The sequence below is a fragment of the Rhizobium sp. RM genome (assembly GCF_013390595.1).
Taxonomy (GTDB): Bacteria; Pseudomonadota; Alphaproteobacteria; order Rhizobiales; family Rhizobiaceae; genus Agrobacterium.
Map to the genome: position 1 here is coordinate 566545 of NZ_JACAWV010000007.1, position 16727 is coordinate 583271.

Sequence of the window (16727 nt, forward strand, 5' to 3'; positions counted from 1 at the left end):
GCTTATCCTTCAAACAGTGAAATACGTGCTCCGGACACACCGGGACGACAGGAAAACAGACCGCCGGAAAGTGGCGCATCCGCAAGCGTTGACGCCGGCAGGCGCGTCCGGGCGCTGGTGATGAACAGTGTAGAGAGATCCGGACCACCAAACGCAACACTGGTCGGTCGCGGCACCGGCAACTCTATGACCTGATCCAGCTTGCCGTTCGGCAGATAACGACGCACGCACCAGCCGTCCCAGATTGCGCACCATACGCCACCTTCTGCGTCGACAGCGAGACCGTCGGGTCGTCCATCGGCAACGGAAATTCGGGCAAATTCACGATGCGAAGAAAGCGCGCCGGTCTGTGGATCGCAATCATAGGCGTGGATCAGACCCGGAACGGTATCGACGAAATAGAAGGTGCGACCATCCGGGCTCCAGCCGAGACCGTTGGAGACGATAATGCCCCCCTCCTTACGTTCGAATTCACCTGTGGCATTGATGCGATAGAGCGCACCGGTCGGCTTGGATGCGTCAATACGCATGGAGCCAACCCAGATCGCACCATCCGGACCACATTTGGCGTCATTCAGGCGGTTATCGGCAATGGAAGCCTCCGGACTGACGAACGGTGCCAGTCGGCCCGAGGCAAAATCGAGCCACTCCAATCCATCCTGAGAAGCGACAAGCAGGCGTTCACCCGTCACGGGGATCACGGCGCTGACCAGTTTACCGGTTTCGCACGTCTCGTTGCGGCCGGTCGATGGATCGAAACGATGGACGGCCGGGTGCAGGATATCCACCCAATAAAGGGCATTTTCCGCCTCATGCCAGACAGGGCTTTCACCCAGTTGCGCGCCCCATGGCAAGATGCAGCTCAAATCGGCGGTTGGGCGGCTGACAGCAGAGCGCGGACGCGGGCGAGAACTGATGGCAACAGCACCCGCAGCACCGGTGATGCGCCTTGCGGCAGCGATCAATTCCCGTCCAGCCGGGTGAATATTGGACGCCTCCAGACGGGAGGACGGCCCGAGCGCCACGAGAACACCTATTGGCGTGTTGTCGCGTCCCATCACGGGTGCAGCGACCGAATTCACGCCAGGCAGATGCTCCTCATAAGAAATCGAATAGCCACGCGCCCGGGTCAGCGTCAGATCGGCCTGCAACGCTTCGATGGTCGTAATTGTCTGGGCTGTCTGGAGGTCAAGTGTCAGGCGGTCTACCAGGGAACGGCCGACTGCAGGGTCCTGAAAGGCGAGTAGCGCCTTGCCGGGTGCCGTGCAGTGCAATGGAACACGACGGCCAACCTCGACGCGTACGGACAGTCCATTTGGCGAGCGTTCCGCCAGATAAAGGGCCATGACGCCGTCAAGCCGACACAAAGCCACGGTTTCGCCGAGCTCTGCGGCCAGCCGCTCGAGCTCAGGCGTTGCCGCAGACACCAGATCAAAACTTTCCCAGACCTTGTGCGACATCTCAAGGAATCGCTGTCCAAGAACATACGTGCCGCGCGCCTCGTCCTGCCGCACGAGACCATAGGCAATCAATGTTCGAAGTATACGGGCGAAGGTCGGCTTCGGCAGACCGGAGGCACGCAGAAGCTCCGCAAAACGGGGCGGCTCCGGAGCGTCCGCCACCATATCGAGAAGCGTCAACCCCTTGGCCAGCGCCGCAGTGCCGCCGGGTGTCTCGGGTTTCATCGCGTCTGCTCCATCGCCAGGCGTTTTTGCCTTGCGGCCGCCGCCTCGTCCAGCATCCGGTCCATCGTCCATTCCGCTTCAAACCCCAGGGTGTTTCTGATCCGCTCGTTCGATGTGTGGTAATAGACGCCAGCGTCGGGAAAATCGACTGTCACGATGGGTAAGCCAGTCAATGCCGCCATGCGGGGCAACAATTCCGAAAAATCCACAGGGTTGTCGGCCCCGAGATTGAAAATGCCGCCCGCCGCGTTAGGGTGATCGAGAGCCAGAAGAATGCCCGCCACCATGTCACGGGTATCGGTGATATGCATCTGGAATGGCCGACCGTTTTCATTGCGTGCAAGCACATGGGCAGGTGCACCAATGTCTTTCGTTCGCATGGCCTCGACAGCCGCAAGATTACCAAAGGTCTGCTGCTGGCGAATTCGGGGAGCGAGGAAAAAGCGCGGACCGGAGAAGAAACTGTTCTCATCCAGCAATTCCGCTGCATCCTGCGTATGCGAGAAGCGCAAGATCACCGTTTCCATCGATCCGGTTCTTTGGTGAAAGCGGACGAGTTCTTCGCCGAGCAGCTTGGTCAGTCCATAAGGCGAACTTGGATTGAGTGGATGTTCCTCGGTAACGGGCAAATATTCCGGCCGGTTTTCCGGGTAGACCTCACCCGAGGATGCAAACACAAACCGCTTGACCCCGGCTGCCGAGGCAGCATCCAGCAGGCGGCGTGTGCCATCGACATTGACCGAAAACATACGGTCGCGGTCTGCTGGTACCCAGGACATGAAGGCGCCGAGATGCAGGACATCCGTTACGCCCGCCATGGCCTTTGTTAGCGCACCGGCATCTTCCAGCGAACCGACGACCTCTTCGCCGCCTGTATCAGAGGGTCGCAGATCAAAGCCACGAACCGACCGAGCCTGAGCGCGCAAGGCTGCCACAACAGCGCGCCCAACGCGCCCTGCTGATCCAGTTACAAGGATCATAGCCGTTCACCCGTAGTTGCATCGAAGAGATAAAGCTGGGCTGGATCGAAACCGAGCCGGATCTCCTCGTCTTTAGGAAGGCTGCCAGTATGTGAAACGCGTGCAATCAGCCCCTTCGATTTGTCCTCTTCACCTTGCGCAATCCTGGCGCCTTCAGCATCGAAATAAACGTATTTTTCCGAACCAAGGCTTTCAATCAATGTCGGACGCACCCCAAACGTCACCGGAGCCTCCCCGAGAACAAGATGTTCGGGACGCAACCCGACAACAACGGGTCCCTGCCGATCCGTCGCGCGTGGCAGGGAAATCTGTTGCCCGAATGCAGTCAACTTGCCATCGCGCAAATCTGCGTTGAGAAAATTCATGCCGGGAGAACCGATGAAACCGGCAACGAACAGGTTCGCGGGGTTATTGAACAGCTCGTCGGGTGCAGCAATCTGCTGGATAACGCCGCCCTGCATGATGACAACGCGATCTGCCATTGTCATGGCCTCAACCTGATCATGCGTGACATAAACGGTGGTCACACCGATGCGCTTGTGCAGAGCACCGATTTCGGCGCGCATGTGGACACGCAGCTTGGCATCAAGGTTCGATAGCGGCTCGTCCATCAAAAAGGCTTGCGGCTGGCGAACAATCGCACGTCCGAGTGCCACGCGCTGACGCTGACCGCCCGACAGGTCCTTCGGCTTGCGGTCGAGATAAGGGGTGACCTCGAGAATGCGCGCCGCTTCATCCACCCGCCGATCGATCTCCCCCCGATCAGTGCCGCGCATTTTCAGCCCGAAGCCGATGTTCTGGCGGACCGTCAGGTGCGGATAAAGCGCGTAGTTCTGGAAGACCATGGCGATGTCCCGGTCTCCCGGTGCGAGATCCGTCACCTCGCGGTCACCGATAAAAATCTGGCCTTCACTGGCAGGTTCCAGACCTGCCAGGATTTTCAGCATCGTCGATTTGCCGCAACCGGAGGGACCAACAAGGACAACGAACTCGCCGTTCTCGATCTCCAGAGAAAACGGCTGGAGCACGTTGAGCGCACCATAGGATTTGCTGACATTGCGAATGGAAATATTGGCCATGCTTACTTCTCCGCGCCAGCGGTCAGGCCGCCGACCAAATAACGTTCAAGGAATAGGTAGATTGCGATGATCGGAAGGGCGATGAACACCGATGCAGCGGAGATGTCGTTCCAGTAGGTAACGTATTCGCCCTGCATGGTGGTGATGCCGAGGTTCGCCGTCCAGTTATCGGGCGAATTGACCAGAAAGGTTCGCGCATAGGCGTAGTCAGCCCAGCTTAACACGAAGGCGTAGAGTGCGGTGGCGGCGAGGCCGGGCGTTGCAATCGGCAGGACAACACGGATCATGGCTCCGATCGGAGAGCACCCGTCCACCATTGCCGCCTGTTCAAGCTCCTTCGGGATCGTGTCAAAGTATCCCTTCAGCATCCAAGTGGCGAAAGGAATGATCATGGTGGAATGGGCCAGTACCAGCGTCCACAGGCTACCGATCAATCCGAAGCTGGAGAAGATCGAAAACAGCGGGATGACCAGAAGTGTCGCAGGCAGCATCTTTGCCGTCAGAACGAAAAGCCCCATCGTGGCACCGCCGCGCATGGAGTAACGTGACAAGGCGTAGCCGGCACTGACCGAAACCAGCATCGAAAGTGCGACCGAACCAACAGCGGCAAGCATGGAGTTCCACAGCCAGAGAAGAATCGGCTTGGCCGCCCACACCCGGGCAAAGATGTCCCACTGCGCGTCGTCCGGCCAGAAAGTCGGTGGCAGACGGTAAAGCTCATCCGTCGTGGAAAGCGCTGTGACCAGCAACCAGTAGACGGGAAACAGGATCATCACCAAAGTGAAGATCACGGTGACATAAAGAGCGAGGCTCTGTGCGAATGTGCGCTTCATCAAAGCCTCCTCAATAAATGGACTTGGAACGCCGGCCGAGCATCAGCAGGCTGGCAATGATGCAGATCACCAGCGTCAGCACGCCCACTGCGGCTGCGCGGCCGAAGTTGTGATACTGGAAAGCCTGATCGTAGGTCATGATCGACAGTGTCTGCGTCGAACGCAGTGGGCCGCCGCCCGTCAGCACCTTGATGATGGAAAAGTCCCGGAAAACCCAAAGCAGGGTGAGGACAAGCGTGACGCCGAGCACCGGCATCAGCAACGGCATGGTGATCCATCGAAACCGCTGCCAGACACTGGCGCCATCGACCTTGGCAGCCGCGTAATAATCGGCCGGAATTGACTGCAGACCTGCAAGACACATGATCGACACGAAGGGGAAGCCCTTCCACACCATGGTAATTGCAACAGCCCAGAAAGCCGCCGTCGAACTGCTGACCCAGGGAATCATCTGGTCAGTGAAACCGAGCTGGATTGCCAGCCAGCCGAACAGACCGAATGACGTATCGAACATCCAGGCGAAGATAACGACAGCGATGATTTCAGGCACCGCCCAAGGCAGCGCCATACCGAGACGCGCCGCGGTGCGACCTTTGAAACGATTGTTGGCCAGGAGTGCCGTGCTCAAGCCAACAGCAACACTGCCGAAGGTCACGACGGCTACCAGCTTGAGGGTGACCCAGCAGGCAAGCCAGAACTCCTGAGAGGTGAAAAGCCAGGTGTAGTTAACCAGAGAAAACGGCCGGCTCGCCCCTCCCAACCGGGGAATCTTGACCTGCTGAAACGACAGGTCGATCGCCAGGATCAGCGGCCAGACGATGATGGCGGCAACCATCAGAACCGCCGGAGCGATCAGGATATAGCCGAGTAGATGTTGCCGGCTCGGGCGCGCAAGATCGAAAAACTTGCGACGCCCCGCCTGGACGGTGTCGGTCATGGATGGTCCTCCTGCCGGATTCTTATGATGCCAATGGCCCGCTGACGCGGGCCATTCCCTTGCTCGGGTCAGCCTTTGATAGACTCGGCCTTGGACTGCATGGTTTTGGCGACGTCGGCCGGATCAAGATCCTGAATGATCATCCGCTGGCTTTCTTCCATCACCATCTTGCTGAACTCGTTGTAGAAGAGCTCAAGCCCGGTCGGAATCCGATCGATGCCGGCCTCGGAGGCTTTCTTCATCGTCTCGATCAGAACCGGGAAATGCGGAATGGTTTTTTCGACACCGGAAACATCAGCCTTGGGACTGGGCGGTGTGTTGCCACCCATCGTCGCGTAGCTGCGCTGGAACTCCGGCGTCATCGTCAGCTTGATGAAATCCCACACGAGCTCTTTCTGGTCGTCAGGAATGTCGGCTGGCATCGCCAGGACGTTGGACGAACCGCCAAGCGGCGGGGTGAGCGGTGGAGCCGCGTAAACAATGTCACTCTTGGCTGCACCTTTTTCCGTGGTGCCATAAAGCCATGGACCATCGAGACGCATCGCCATCTTGCCATCGGCAAACAGTTTGCGCACATCGCTTGCGCTCATATCGACCGGGCTAACACCGCTTTTCATGACGGTTTTCCAGCGTGTCAGCCCCTCGACCATCTGTGGCGTATCGATGGTGATGTTACCATCCTTGTCGGTCCAATAGGCTCCCGCATCGATGATGTAGTTCAACATCTCGGTGAGATACTGGCCCGGCCCGCCCTTTGTTTCGTGACCAGTGCCGAACTGGTCGATGATGCCGTCGCCGTTCAGATCCTTGGTGGTCGCCTTTGCCGCGGCGAGGAACTCGTCGTAGGTTTTGGGAACCGCAACGCCGACGGTATCGAGAAGCTTCTTGTTGTAGGCCATGACGAAGCCAAAATAGTTCGTCATGATGCAGACGGTCTCGCCATTCCATTCGCATTTCTGCTGCCCTGCCCAGCCGGTCATGTCGATACCGTCTTTCTTGAGCCACGGGTCGAGCGGCTCCAGCCAGCCGCTGTCGGCGAACATCTGGAATTCGAACGAGGCGAGATGGACGATCTGAGGCGGTTGGTTGGCCGCAAACAGCGTTGTCATCGTGTCAGCATACGAACTGCGTTCCGCCTTGGTGAATTCGATCTTCACGCCCGGATGCTGCTTTTCGAAGGCCGCGATCGCCGAATGCCACCACTCGCCGGTGCCCGCATCATCCGTCTGCCAGGAGATGAATTTCAAAACCGTATCGGCCATCGCCGGGGCGATGCCGCCCACCGTCATCAGGCTGGCCGTTGTGGCGCAGAGCACCAGCTTCCTCATTGTCTTGTTCATGGCTTCCTCCTCCAAAGAACCAAATTAGATACGTTCAAGCAGACCGATCGCTGTCGACGACGGTCTCACGCCGAGCCCTGGCCCGGACGGCAAATGGTAGCGGCCTTCGCGGCAATCCATGTCCCCTTCGAGCAGGGCACGGTTTGGTTCGAAGATCGAATGCTGGAATTCATGCCCTTTCAGGGTCGGCAATGTTGACGATGCCTGCAGGCTGGCTGCCAGAAATATGCCGGCACCGACGGTGGCGTGCGGTATCACGTCAATACCGTGTTCGGCCGCAAGAGCGCCGATACGGATGAAGTTGGTGATACCCTTGTGGCCCATCTCCGGCTGCACGATGGAAATGCGGCATCGCTCAATGCGGGCTCGCATATCCCAATGGGTCCGCCACTCTTCGCCCACAGCAATCGGGATGTCCGTTCCCTTGGAGACTTTTTCCAATCCGGCAATGTCTTCCGTCCATACAGGCGCCTCTGCAAACCAGGGATCAAACGGCGCCATCTCCGCGATCAGTTCCAGCGCCCGTTCCGGCGTCTGGTTCCAGTGCATGTCGGCGGCAATCCTTGCATCCGGTCCAAGCACTCTCCGCAGGTTTTCCATCTCTGCCGCCGGACCATCGTCGGCGACCGGCGTTGCAAACTTGAAAGCGTTGAAACCAAGGTCCTGCCAGTATTTTGCCAGCTCTCCGCGCGCCTCGAGCGTTTTTTCGGGCAGGCCCGAAACATAGCCTGGAAACACGTCGACGCCGCCACCGAGCATGTCACGCACCGATTTGCCAGCTTCCTGTCCAGCAATGTCCCATAGCGCGATATCGAGGGCTGCCAGCGCATCGACATAAAAACCGCCGGTGTAACCGCGCACCCGCATCATGTCGTAGAGATCATCGTAGATCGCCGAGGGGTCCGAGGCATCGCGCCCAACCACGAAACCGGCGAGCAGATCATTGATCAGGGCTGCAACAGCACCGGGTGCAACAATGCCATATGTCTCGCCCCACCCCACGGTTCCTGACTTTGTCGTCATACGGACGAGTACGCTGCGATCAAACGTCGGATAGACGGTGCGGTTTCCCTTGCGCACGACATAACCATTCGGATTGACGACCTCACCCGGCCTAAGTGCACCAAGATAGGGCACCTTACGCGCTTGGGTCAGCGTGAAAACCTCAATGGTCGAAATGGGGCTGTTCATGCGGCCTCCGCAGACAACAAACCAAGCTCGACGAGATTGGCATCAATATCGGCAATGGCAGCGGCATCAAGCTCGGGCGTCGGGGCGCGTACACCAACACCATCGATCACACCGCGGCGTGCCAGCACATGCTTGGTCAGGCGCATGCGATAGACAGCCTGCAACACCAAAAGAGGCAAGGTCCGCACGTAGATTTTACGCGCCTCATCGTGTTTGCCGGCGTTTAATGCCCGGTCGATGGCAACATGCTCCTCAACGATTTCGAGTGCTGGCATGGCAGCCGTTGCTCCACGCGCATATTCGTCGAGAATGTAACGCGCGCCACCACCACCGATCACGCCTTTCAGCGTTGCGGGAGCATGCGCAATGATGTGACTGATTGCCGGACCTGCCGGCAGAGTTTCTTCTTTCACATAAGCGACGCGCGGAAGTGCGCGGACGATTTCGATAATGGCTTGCGGCGACAGATCAGACCCGCGAGGTGCTGGAGCATTCTGCAGAATGATCTCGACCTCAGGCAGTTCCGCGACGATCTTGCCAAGGAATTCGATCAATGCCGGCGCATCGGTGCCGACCGATTTCGGCGGCTGGACCATGAGGTGGCGAACACCGAGGTCCGCAGCAACCCGTCCATGCTGGACAACTTCGCGCCAATCAGCGGCACTTGCCCCTGCTACGACAGGGACTCGGCCTGCAGCGGTTGCGACAACGATCTTCAGCAGCGTTGCCCTCTCGTCTGCAGTCAGGCTTTCGACCTCGCTGGCAAAGCCAGGAAAGACCACGCCGTCCACGTTCTGCTTGAGCGCAAACTGGACCAGCCGCTGCATTCCCGCTTCATCAACCTCGCCGTTCGCCAAAAAGGGCGTCGGCAAAACAGGCAAAATGCCCTTCAGGCCTCCCACCATTTCCTCACCTCCCAAAATAGTATCATATATTGATACCTTGAATTCACTAATTGACACTACATAGGATAGAGCCTTATGACAAGCCCCCAGAGCACATGAAGCGGAGGAGGCTTACGCAATGGACCAGCAAGCGACATCGATCATTGTCGACTGGGGGACCACATCCTTGAGGGCGGCACTGGTCGCCAACAGCGGCGAAGAGCTGGACAGTCTGGAAACGGCGCAAGGTATTTCGACGCTCGCCAAGGGGGAACACGAAGCCGCACTCATGACGGCGCTTGATGGCTGGTTTACCGCACACGGCGCTCTACCGGTCGCAGCACTGGGCATGATCACCAGCCGCAACGGCTGGGTTGAAGTCGCCTATGTTCCCAGCCCCGCTGGACCGGCAGAGCTTGCTGCCGGCACCGTGAGACGATCATTGCCGAATGGTTCCGAACTGGTGTTCCTGCCGGGTTTGACCGACCCTGCTCGACAGCCGTTTCCGGACGTGATGCGCGGCGAGGAAACCCAGGTCGTCGGCTACGGCCTGTCAGAGGACGCAACCGTTATTCTGCCTGGAACCCACAGCAAATGGGCGCGCATCAAGGCTGGCAGGATCGACGGTTTCCAGACATTCGTGACCGGTGAGATCTTTGCCTTGCTGCTGAACCATTCCTTTATTGCACGCGGTGCAACACACCCCCCTGTCAATGATCCGGAAGCGTATCGCTGGGGCCTTGAAGAAGCGAAAAAGTCTGGCAGCATGCTATCGCTCCTCTTCTCCGCGAGAACTGGCGGGCTCGCCGGAAAACTTTCAGCAGACCAGTTGCGCTCCTACGTCCATGGGCTGGTGATCGGGCAGGAATTCTTGCAGGCCCGTGAAGCAGGATGGTTTTCCGAAGGGCAGCCTGCCGTCATCGTGGGCAATGATGGTCTCAACGATCTTTATCTGATCGCCGCGAACCTGTTCGGTCTCAACGTATTCATGGGGGCTGACGACGCACTGACCCGCGGCGCCCTCACGATCCTGAACGAAACGCTATCGTAAGCCTGGCAGGCGAACATGGCATCCAGACAGCGATGTGTTCGCCTGTTCAACAACTGCCAGCAAGCTTGAGGATCGAGATGTACGATTTTCCCAATAATATCGGCACGAGCCGTCACGAAAACGATATCATCACCGTGCTGGCGCGACTGGAGCGTATTGGCCTGCCGGCTGACCCAATCGCGTTCTATGGATCGTCCTCCTTCCGGATCTGGAATTCCATTGCGGAAGATCTTGGGTCATTTGACGTCGTCAATCTTGGCTTCGGTGGCGGCACCTGCCTCTCGGGCATTCATTATCTCGATCAGCTTTTGACACCGCTCAATTCACGCCGGATCGCGCTCTATTTCGGTGAAAACGATATCGCAAGCGATGGCCTGACAGCCCGCACGACCTTCAAACACTTGCAGGACTTGCGCGCGCAAATTTCAGAGAAAATGCCTGAGGCGGAAGTCTATGTTCTGTTGATCAAACACAGCCCCGCACGCTGGATCTACCGCGACGAATTCGAGCAGTTCAACCACCTCGTTCGCGACTGGTGCGATGGCGCAGACAAAACCAAATGGCTGGACCCGAGTGAGGGGCTTATCGGTGAAAATGGTTTACCGATGTTTCGATACTACCTTCCCGATCTGGTCCACATGAACGCTGCCGGTTATGCGGTCTGGTCTGGCGCCCTAAAAGCTAGCGGCCTTTTTCGTTGATCGAGAGGCTCCCAGCTTCTCGCCCGCTTTCCAACAAAACGTTTGCCGAACCCTTTCCATTTTCGGCAAGCGCCAACTTGGCGATTTGCGCAAGCGTCGCCCCCTCGTAGACCACAAGAAGCTCCGCCTCGGCTGCAGCATGCGTCTTTTCAATAATGGCATTGAGGGATTATCGAGGCTTCGAAAGGTCTCAAATTCTTACACGGCCTTACGCTTCCGAGGCTGGTCGCAAACCACCTCTGTCGCCCCCCCGGATAAGCAGTTCCTTTGACTGAAAACAGAGTTCGACGGCCAGATCATTGTCGCCGTCGAATGGAACCACCCTTATCAATCCAGGCTCAAGCGTCTCTTGTCGATCTGCGTTTTTCGTCTCGCGGTGAGAAACTGTGATCAAGAGCATTGGCGCGAGACCCGATCACACGGTTTCGTCCGGCACGCTTGGCCGTATAGAGGTTTGTATCAGCCTGTTTCAGCATGGTGGCCAGGGTCTCTGTTTCCGGCGACGCCTGGTAAACACCGAAGCTTGCGGTGACAGCGCCACCATCCGGCAAGATGGACGTGCGGGCCAACTGCATTCTCATGCGATTGGCAATTTCACTTGCCGCAGCCTGGTCACAGCCTGGCAGAAGAATGGCAAACTCCTCTCCACCAATGCGAGCTGCCAGGTCATAGGGGCGTACACCGGCAAGAATTACCGCACCAACAGCGGTCAGCGCCTTGTCGCCCACATCATGTCCATATTGGTCATTGATCGATTTGAAATGGTCGATATCCATCGCGATTACGGCGAGGTTTGTGTCTTCACGCTTGGCGCGCGACAGCGGGGCCGGAGCGTTGTCGATGAGCCAACGTCTGTTGCGCAGCCCCGTCAAAACATCAAACGTTGCCTGGCGCTCGAGGGTTTCGAGCGTTCTCGCCAGATCCGTGGTGAGGTTGGAAAAGGCATTCGTGATCAGCCCGATCTCGTCTCTGCGCTCCGAACGCATGTCGCACGCAGTCCGTGACTTGCGGAACTGCAAAATCGCGGCTCGCAACTGCCTCAGAGGATGCAGGGACAACCAAAGCGAACCAAGGCAAAGTGCGGTTCCGGCGACAGTTGCCGCAAGCAGAAGAGCAATCGTCGTCATCGGTTCAAGGTGTTGATTTTTAATGTAATAGATAAGTGCTGCTACGAGCGGAAGGTGGGTACTAACGAAGGATGCGAAAAACAGTTTGAGTGTCAGTGATGATCGGATCTTTGCAAACATCTGTAACCTTTCGGACGATCCCCAGCCGGGCGAAAGGTAAAGACCCGTGAATGAGCGGAATATTAAATAATTTGTTAAATTTTTAACGATCAAGGCCATCGCCTGTGGAAAACTCGGGCTGTCAAAGTGAGAAATGGACCCGCCATTCCAAGCCCAATCCCCTCGTTTATAAGGCCGAAGCCTTCGCGCTGACCGAACGAGGAAGCCCCATGGTCTGAGAAAACAAATTTCGCTTATTTTTCGCCTTGGAAAAGCGGAAACCATGGCAAGAAAATCTCGCTTTATTCACAAGCTTCACACTGTCGGATGGTCCCAATAGGGTGGATTTCCGAACGTCGCGCTCAAATGATCTGCCATAGCACGCAGTTTGGCCGAAGGGTTGCGTCCCTCAGGGTGCGCCATATAGATAAACTCGCCCTCGGGCCGCATACCGACATCGATGGGAAGAAGCGCGCCGGACTTCATCGCCGGACCGGCAATGAACATCGGCAGCAAGGCGATACCCAACCCCGCTATTGCGGCATCTCGGATCATGTCTCCGTTGTTCAGTCCTAATCCCAATCGCCCATGCACAACGATGGCGTCGGCATCGACACCTCCAGCAGAACCTCGTGGAAAGCGCCAGTCGGCAACGCCGCGATTGGTGTAGAAAATACCTTTGTGACCTGACAGCTCATCAATCGAACCCGGCGCTCCATGTTCGGCGATATATGTGGGCGAGGCACAAAGCACGCGACTGCTTGGAGCAAGTTTCCACGCCATCAATCGTGAATCGAGAATGGGGCCGTGACGGATAACGGCATCGAACCCGCCAGAACTCGCGTCCACCCTGCGGTCGTCGAGATCCAGCGTCAACTCGATCTGCGGATGAGCTGCAAGAAACGGATAAAGCGCTGGCCCGAGGTGCATTCGCCCAAAGGTCACGGGCGCAGAAATACGCAGCGGTCCGACCATGGCGCCGCGCCGCTCTGCCATATCTGCTGCGGCACTTTCAACATCTGCGACAATTCGCCGGGCGCGGTTGAGGAAGGCAGCACCGTCCTCCGTTAAGGTCAGCCGGCGCGTCGTCCGATGCACGAGTTTGGCACCCAGGGCTCGCTCCAGTTCTGCCAGCCGTTCGCTGACAACGGATTTCGATTGTCGCAGGCGTCTCGCTGCCTCGCTGATCGAACCCGCTTCGCTGATCGCAACAAAAACGGCAATGCCTTCAAGCTTCATCATCGTTCGGAAAATCCGGAAAATAGAACCGCCTTTTGCAGACTAATCCGAACGAAGAAAAAAAGCCATATTCACCTCAAGCAAACGGCCTGACGAAGACAACAGATGCGCCGACCGGTCTTGCGCAACCGACCAACTCATTGATTTGAAAAGGACCACCACCATGAACCGTCTCGCAAACAAGACTGCCCTGATCACCGGCGGCACCAGCGGCATCGGCCTCGAAACCGCTAAACAGTTCATCGCCGAAGGCGCCCGTGTCGCCATTACCGGTACGAACCCGAAAACTATGGAAGCTGCACGTAGCGAACTTGGTGACGACGTGCTGATCATCCGTGCCGATGCCAGCGACGTTGCTGCACAAAAAACCGTCGCCTCCGAAATCGAGAAAGCATTCGGCAAGCTCGACATTGTCTTCGTCAATGCCGGTGTCGCCGATCTGCGACCCATCGAAAACTGGGACGAAGCGGGGTTTGAACGCACCTTCGACATCAACGTAAAGGGGCCGTTCTTCCTCATCCAGGCGCTCTTGCCGCTTTTGAGCAATCCGGCTTCAATTGTGCTCAACACTTCGGTCAACGCGCATGTCGGCATGCCAACATCGAGCGTCTATGGCGCCAGCAAAGCCGCACTTCTGTCCATGGCGCGGACATTGTCAGGGGAGCTGATCGGACGCGGCATCCGCATCAATGCCGTCAGCCCAGGCCCCATCACCACCCCGCTTTACGGCAAGCTCGGCCTTTCTGAAGAAGGCACAAAGGCAATGGCCGCAGGCGTTTTGGCGCAAGTTCCTGCCGGCCGTTTTGGCACCCCATCAGAAGTCGCCAAAGCCGTGGTGTTTCTGGCCTCCGATGAAGCAAGCTTTACCGTCGGCGCGGAGTTGATGATGGACGGTGGTATGGGCACGCTTTGAACGCGTGCCATCATTCACTTTCGACAATTCCATTCAGAAAGGGGCCGCATTTGCGGCCTCTTTCATTCTAAGCACAGTGGATCAGCATGGGGCGAACACCGCCGCCAAACCGTCCCATTGGCTGCACCTTGTATCAGCCCCCCAGCACGAAACGTGAGAAGGCCAGGGAATTGCGAGCATCTTCGTCCATTTTTGCTTCATTGGCGCCGTCGGTCAGATCGCGCCAAACCTTGATGTCGGAGCCGATGGTGCCACCGGTTTTGACGAAGGGTTCCATCACGACGGCACCGGTATAGTTGATATCGCGAAGTGCGAGGCCAATTTCATGCCACGGTATGCGGCCTTTGCCCGGTACGCGACGATTGCTTTCTCCAGTGTGGAAATGCCCAAGCAATGGCCCGGCGGTGCGGATGGCCTCACCGAAACTATCTTCTTCGATGTTCATGTGGAATGTGTCGAGCATAACTTTGACGTTCGATTTGCCGACGTCCTTCACGAAAGCGACACCTTCGGCAGCAGTGTTGAGAACGTGGTTTTCGAAGCGGTTGAGAACCTCGATGCAAAGATTGATACCGAGATTACCGGCAAAGTCCGCGATACCATGGATGCCTTCAACGCCTCGGGCACGATCGCCTTCCTTGTCAACCGGCTTCGAATAATCCACCGGCCAATAGGAATGCAGAGCGCCACCGATTGTCTTGATATCGAGCTTGGCAACATTCGTCAGTGTCTGTTCGAAGAACAACTTGCCGGCCTGGCGAACCGCCAGATCCGGCGAGGATAGGTTCTTCGTCTTGGACGGACCGATGCCCGCGGTCAGAATGATACCGTTATCCTTCGCGCTCTGCCTGATCTCGGCAAGTTCTGCATCGCTATATTCGTTGATATGATGGGCTGCGACCTCGATAACATCGAAGCCAAGTTTGGCAACCTTCTCGACATACGGACCGAACTTGGCGCTCCACTCATGTTCCCAGTAGGAGTAATAGATTCCGTGTTTCATAAGAGCCTCTCTCAATTTTCAGCTATCGGTGTCAGTTTCACGACCGCAGCACCTCTTTGATCGGTGCGGGGAAATCGTATCGACCTCAGAACTCGTTCTGGCCGCTGCCCGGGTTTTTCACGCGCAAGTCCGGTTCGGCGCTCGTTGAGATGATCGACATGCCATTGGGCAGGTCGTTTTCCTCAACCTTTCTGGTGATTTCGGCATCATCCAGTCCGAAGCCGCGCCAACGGTCTTGGAGGCGTCGCCGCAGATCACTCTCATCAACGTCAACGAAGACCGTCAGATCGAAGATTGGCTTCAAAAGATTCCACGGCGTCTGGTGCGAAAGCAGGTAGTTGCCTTCGCAAACAATGATATCGACGGATTGCGGTATCAATCTTCCGCCTGCACGAGAAATCTCGATCGAACGGTCGAAGACCGGCACAGCGATCACGTCGTCTTCGTTGGCCTTGAGGCGCCCAAGCATATGGCGCAGTCCGTGTGCATCGAAGGTATCGATCGCACCTTTGAACGCACGGCGACCCATATCTTCGAGCACCGCATCGTCATAATGGTATCCGTCCATTGGAAATAGCGCTGCCGAGATACCGTCCTCGCGGTTCAACTGCTCTACAACATGCTCGGCAATTGTGGATTTGCCCGATCCCGGCGCACCCGCAATCGCGATCATAACCCGTCGCCCTTTTTTCTCGGCGACGTGTGCCAGGGTGTGCGTGGCAATCTCACGCGCATTGTCTTCTATCGTCTTCAAAGTGGTCCTCGCCACGGTCGTTAAAGAAAAAACAGGCAGCTTGCCAAGGCGAATGGCCTATTCAGAAAATGCGGTACTGGTCCGCCTTATCGCGGAGGAAGGCCACGCCCTTGTCCAGGACCTCATTCGCGTCACGGGCCACAGGACGCCAGGTCGAGATCGCACCGGCCATTTCGGCCTGCATGGTGACAAAACTTTCCAAAGTGAGCAGGCCTTTAAAACCGATCGCCGCAAGCGCTGCGAAGATTTCGTCCCACGCAATATTGCCCAAACCCGGTGTGCCTCGGTCGCTTTCGGACATGTGCATGTATTTCAGGTGATTGCGGGCGGCGATAATGCCGTTGGCAATGCCCTTCTCCTCCATATTCATGTGGAAAGTGTCGAGATGGACAAAGACGTTGTCGAGCCCGATCCGCTCAACCAAAGCCACCGCCTGTTCTGCGGAATTTACGAGATGATTTTCGTAACGATTGACTGCCTCGACGCCAAACTGAAGCCCAAGCGATTTGGCGTGCCTTGCGGCAGCACCAAGTGCGCGCGTGAGATTGTCGTATTCACCCTGCGTGGGTGGAAAACCCGTTCGCTCATTGGTGCCACCGTAGGTCACGCCTGTCAGGGCCTCAGCGCCTATCTCGGCCGCTTTGTCGAGTGCGGCCTTTAGGTGTTCGATCGCCGCATCGGGACGAGCGGAAGCCCAGGCAGTTTCAGGCAGGACAAGGGAGCAGGCTGCACGAAGGGAATGTTTCTCGAGCAACGCACGACTATGGGGTGCATCGACTGCTGGAATGTCGATCAGCGGGATCTCAATGTAGTCCTGACCGTAACGGGCAGCACCGGCAATGGCGCGCTCGGCACCGGCATGGTCCCACACGGTGGACCACATCATTGCGTGAATACCGAAACCTTGCACG

General features: G+C 57.3%; 16 protein-coding genes. 3 read left to right on the plus strand and 13 right to left on the minus strand.

Translation table 11 applies throughout. The features are described 5' to 3' along the window. Positions 1 to 2: 2 nt before the first annotated feature. The 8 genes from HWX89_RS07115 to HWX89_RS07150 all read right to left on the minus strand — a co-directional run bounded on the left by HWX89_RS07115 (position 3) and on the right by HWX89_RS07150 (position 8950). Entirely contained in the window at positions 3 to 1685 is a 1683-nt protein-coding gene (locus HWX89_RS07115; RefSeq protein WP_138792180.1) for an SMP-30/gluconolactonase/LRE family protein, read from the minus strand. After that, on the minus strand, positions 1682 to 2665 hold the full coding sequence (locus HWX89_RS07120; RefSeq protein ID WP_138792179.1) for an NAD-dependent epimerase/dehydratase family protein: 984 nt from the start codon (positions 2663 to 2665) through the stop codon (positions 1682 to 1684). Before HWX89_RS07120 ends, HWX89_RS07115 begins: the two co-directional genes overlap by 4 nt. After that, positions 2662 to 3744, minus strand: coding sequence for an ABC transporter ATP-binding protein (locus tag HWX89_RS07125; protein ID WP_138792178.1), 1083 nt, complete (start codon positions 3742 to 3744; stop codon positions 2662 to 2664). Before HWX89_RS07125 ends, HWX89_RS07120 begins: the two co-directional genes overlap by 4 nt. A gap of 2 nt (positions 3745 to 3746) precedes the next feature. Then, positions 3747 to 4577: a carbohydrate ABC transporter permease gene (locus HWX89_RS07130; RefSeq protein WP_138792177.1), complete on the minus strand. Its 831-nt coding sequence runs from the start codon at positions 4575 to 4577 to the stop codon at positions 3747 to 3749. A 10-nt stretch (positions 4578 to 4587) separates the two neighbouring features. After that, entirely contained in the window at positions 4588 to 5514 is a 927-nt protein-coding gene (locus HWX89_RS07135) for a carbohydrate ABC transporter permease (RefSeq protein WP_138792176.1), read from the minus strand. 68 nt (positions 5515 to 5582) lie between these two features. Next, positions 5583 to 6854, minus strand: coding sequence for an ABC transporter substrate-binding protein (locus HWX89_RS07140; RefSeq protein ID WP_138792175.1), 1272 nt, complete (start codon positions 6852 to 6854; stop codon positions 5583 to 5585). Between the two features lie 24 nt (positions 6855 to 6878). Next, entirely contained in the window at positions 6879 to 8045 is a 1167-nt protein-coding gene (locus HWX89_RS07145) for a mandelate racemase/muconate lactonizing enzyme family protein (RefSeq protein WP_138792174.1), read from the minus strand. Then, positions 8042 to 8950, minus strand: coding sequence for a dihydrodipicolinate synthase family protein (locus tag HWX89_RS07150; RefSeq protein WP_138792173.1), 909 nt, complete (start codon positions 8948 to 8950; stop codon positions 8042 to 8044). The genes HWX89_RS07145 and HWX89_RS07150 overlap by 4 nt, the downstream gene beginning before the upstream one ends. Positions 8951 to 9068: 118 nt before the next feature. On the opposite strand from HWX89_RS07150, the gene HWX89_RS07155 reads away from it, so the two are divergent. Further along, positions 9069 to 9980 carry a 2-dehydro-3-deoxygalactonokinase gene (locus HWX89_RS07155; RefSeq protein ID WP_138792172.1) on the plus strand — a complete coding sequence of 304 codons (912 nt, stop codon included), beginning with the start codon at positions 9069 to 9071 and terminating at the stop codon, positions 9978 to 9980. Positions 9981 to 10057: 77 nt separating this feature from the next. Then, positions 10058 to 10681, plus strand: coding sequence for a GDSL-type esterase/lipase family protein (locus HWX89_RS07160; protein ID WP_138792171.1), 624 nt, complete (start codon positions 10058 to 10060; stop codon positions 10679 to 10681). A gap of 338 nt (positions 10682 to 11019) precedes the next feature. On the opposite strand, the gene HWX89_RS07165 is transcribed toward HWX89_RS07160, so the two are convergent. Both HWX89_RS07165 and HWX89_RS07170 read right to left on the minus strand, forming a co-directional pair. Then, entirely contained in the window at positions 11020 to 11928 is a 909-nt protein-coding gene (locus HWX89_RS07165; protein WP_138792170.1) for a GGDEF domain-containing protein, read from the minus strand. 294 nt (positions 11929 to 12222) lie between these two features. Further along, positions 12223 to 13149 carry a LysR family transcriptional regulator gene (locus HWX89_RS07170; protein WP_138792169.1) on the minus strand — a complete coding sequence of 309 codons (927 nt, stop codon included), beginning with the start codon at positions 13147 to 13149 and terminating at the stop codon, positions 12223 to 12225. A 160-nt stretch (positions 13150 to 13309) separates the two neighbouring features. On the opposite strand from HWX89_RS07170, the gene HWX89_RS07175 reads away from it, so the two are divergent. After that, positions 13310 to 14059, plus strand: a complete 750-nt coding sequence (locus HWX89_RS07175) for an SDR family oxidoreductase (RefSeq protein ID WP_138792168.1) — start codon at positions 13310 to 13312, stop codon at positions 14057 to 14059. Positions 14060 to 14192: 133 nt separating this feature from the next. Here the strand turns inward: HWX89_RS07175 and HWX89_RS07180 are convergent, their stop codons facing one another. From HWX89_RS07180 to HWX89_RS07190, 3 genes are all read right to left on the minus strand, one after another. Further along, positions 14193 to 15062: a D-psicose 3-epimerase gene (locus tag HWX89_RS07180; RefSeq protein ID WP_138792167.1), complete on the minus strand. Its 870-nt coding sequence runs from the start codon at positions 15060 to 15062 to the stop codon at positions 14193 to 14195. Between the two features lie 85 nt (positions 15063 to 15147). Then, a complete protein-coding gene (locus HWX89_RS07185; protein ID WP_138792166.1) occupies positions 15148 to 15816 on the minus strand; it encodes a nucleoside triphosphate hydrolase in 669 nt (222 codons plus the stop codon). A gap of 61 nt (positions 15817 to 15877) precedes the next feature. Next, on the minus strand, positions 15878 to 16726 hold the full coding sequence (locus tag HWX89_RS07190) for a sugar phosphate isomerase/epimerase family protein (RefSeq protein ID WP_138792165.1): 849 nt from the start codon (positions 16724 to 16726) through the stop codon (positions 15878 to 15880). Position 16727 lies beyond the last annotated feature (1 nt).

Coding starts and splice junctions, on each gene's coding strand:
- HWX89_RS07115 (WP_138792180.1), bottom strand. CDS start 1,685: ATGAAACCCGAGACACCCGGCGGCACTGCGGCGCTGGCCAAGGGGTTG.
- HWX89_RS07170 (WP_138792169.1), bottom strand. CDS start 13,149: ATGATGAAGCTTGAAGGCATTGCCGTTTTTGTTGCGATCAGCGAAGCG.
- HWX89_RS07180 (WP_138792167.1), bottom strand. CDS start 15,062: ATGAAACACGGAATCTATTACTCCTACTGGGAACATGAGTGGAGCGCC.
- HWX89_RS07150 (WP_138792173.1), bottom strand. CDS start 8,950: ATGGTGGGAGGCCTGAAGGGCATTTTGCCTGTTTTGCCGACGCCCTTT.
- HWX89_RS07140 (WP_138792175.1), bottom strand. CDS start 6,854: ATGAACAAGACAATGAGGAAGCTGGTGCTCTGCGCCACAACGGCCAGC.
- HWX89_RS07120 (WP_138792179.1), bottom strand. CDS start 2,665: ATGATCCTTGTAACTGGATCAGCAGGGCGCGTTGGGCGCGCTGTTGTG.
- HWX89_RS07160 (WP_138792171.1), top strand. CDS start 10,058: ATGTACGATTTTCCCAATAATATCGGCACGAGCCGTCACGAAAACGAT.
- HWX89_RS07155 (WP_138792172.1), top strand. CDS start 9,069: ATGGACCAGCAAGCGACATCGATCATTGTCGACTGGGGGACCACATCC.
- HWX89_RS07165 (WP_138792170.1), bottom strand. CDS start 11,928: ATGTTTGCAAAGATCCGATCATCACTGACACTCAAACTGTTTTTCGCA.
- HWX89_RS07145 (WP_138792174.1), bottom strand. CDS start 8,045: ATGAACAGCCCCATTTCGACCATTGAGGTTTTCACGCTGACCCAAGCG.
- HWX89_RS07125 (WP_138792178.1), bottom strand. CDS start 3,744: ATGGCCAATATTTCCATTCGCAATGTCAGCAAATCCTATGGTGCGCTC.
- HWX89_RS07130 (WP_138792177.1), bottom strand. CDS start 4,577: ATGAAGCGCACATTCGCACAGAGCCTCGCTCTTTATGTCACCGTGATC.
- HWX89_RS07175 (WP_138792168.1), top strand. CDS start 13,310: ATGAACCGTCTCGCAAACAAGACTGCCCTGATCACCGGCGGCACCAGC.
- HWX89_RS07135 (WP_138792176.1), bottom strand. CDS start 5,514: ATGACCGACACCGTCCAGGCGGGGCGTCGCAAGTTTTTCGATCTTGCG.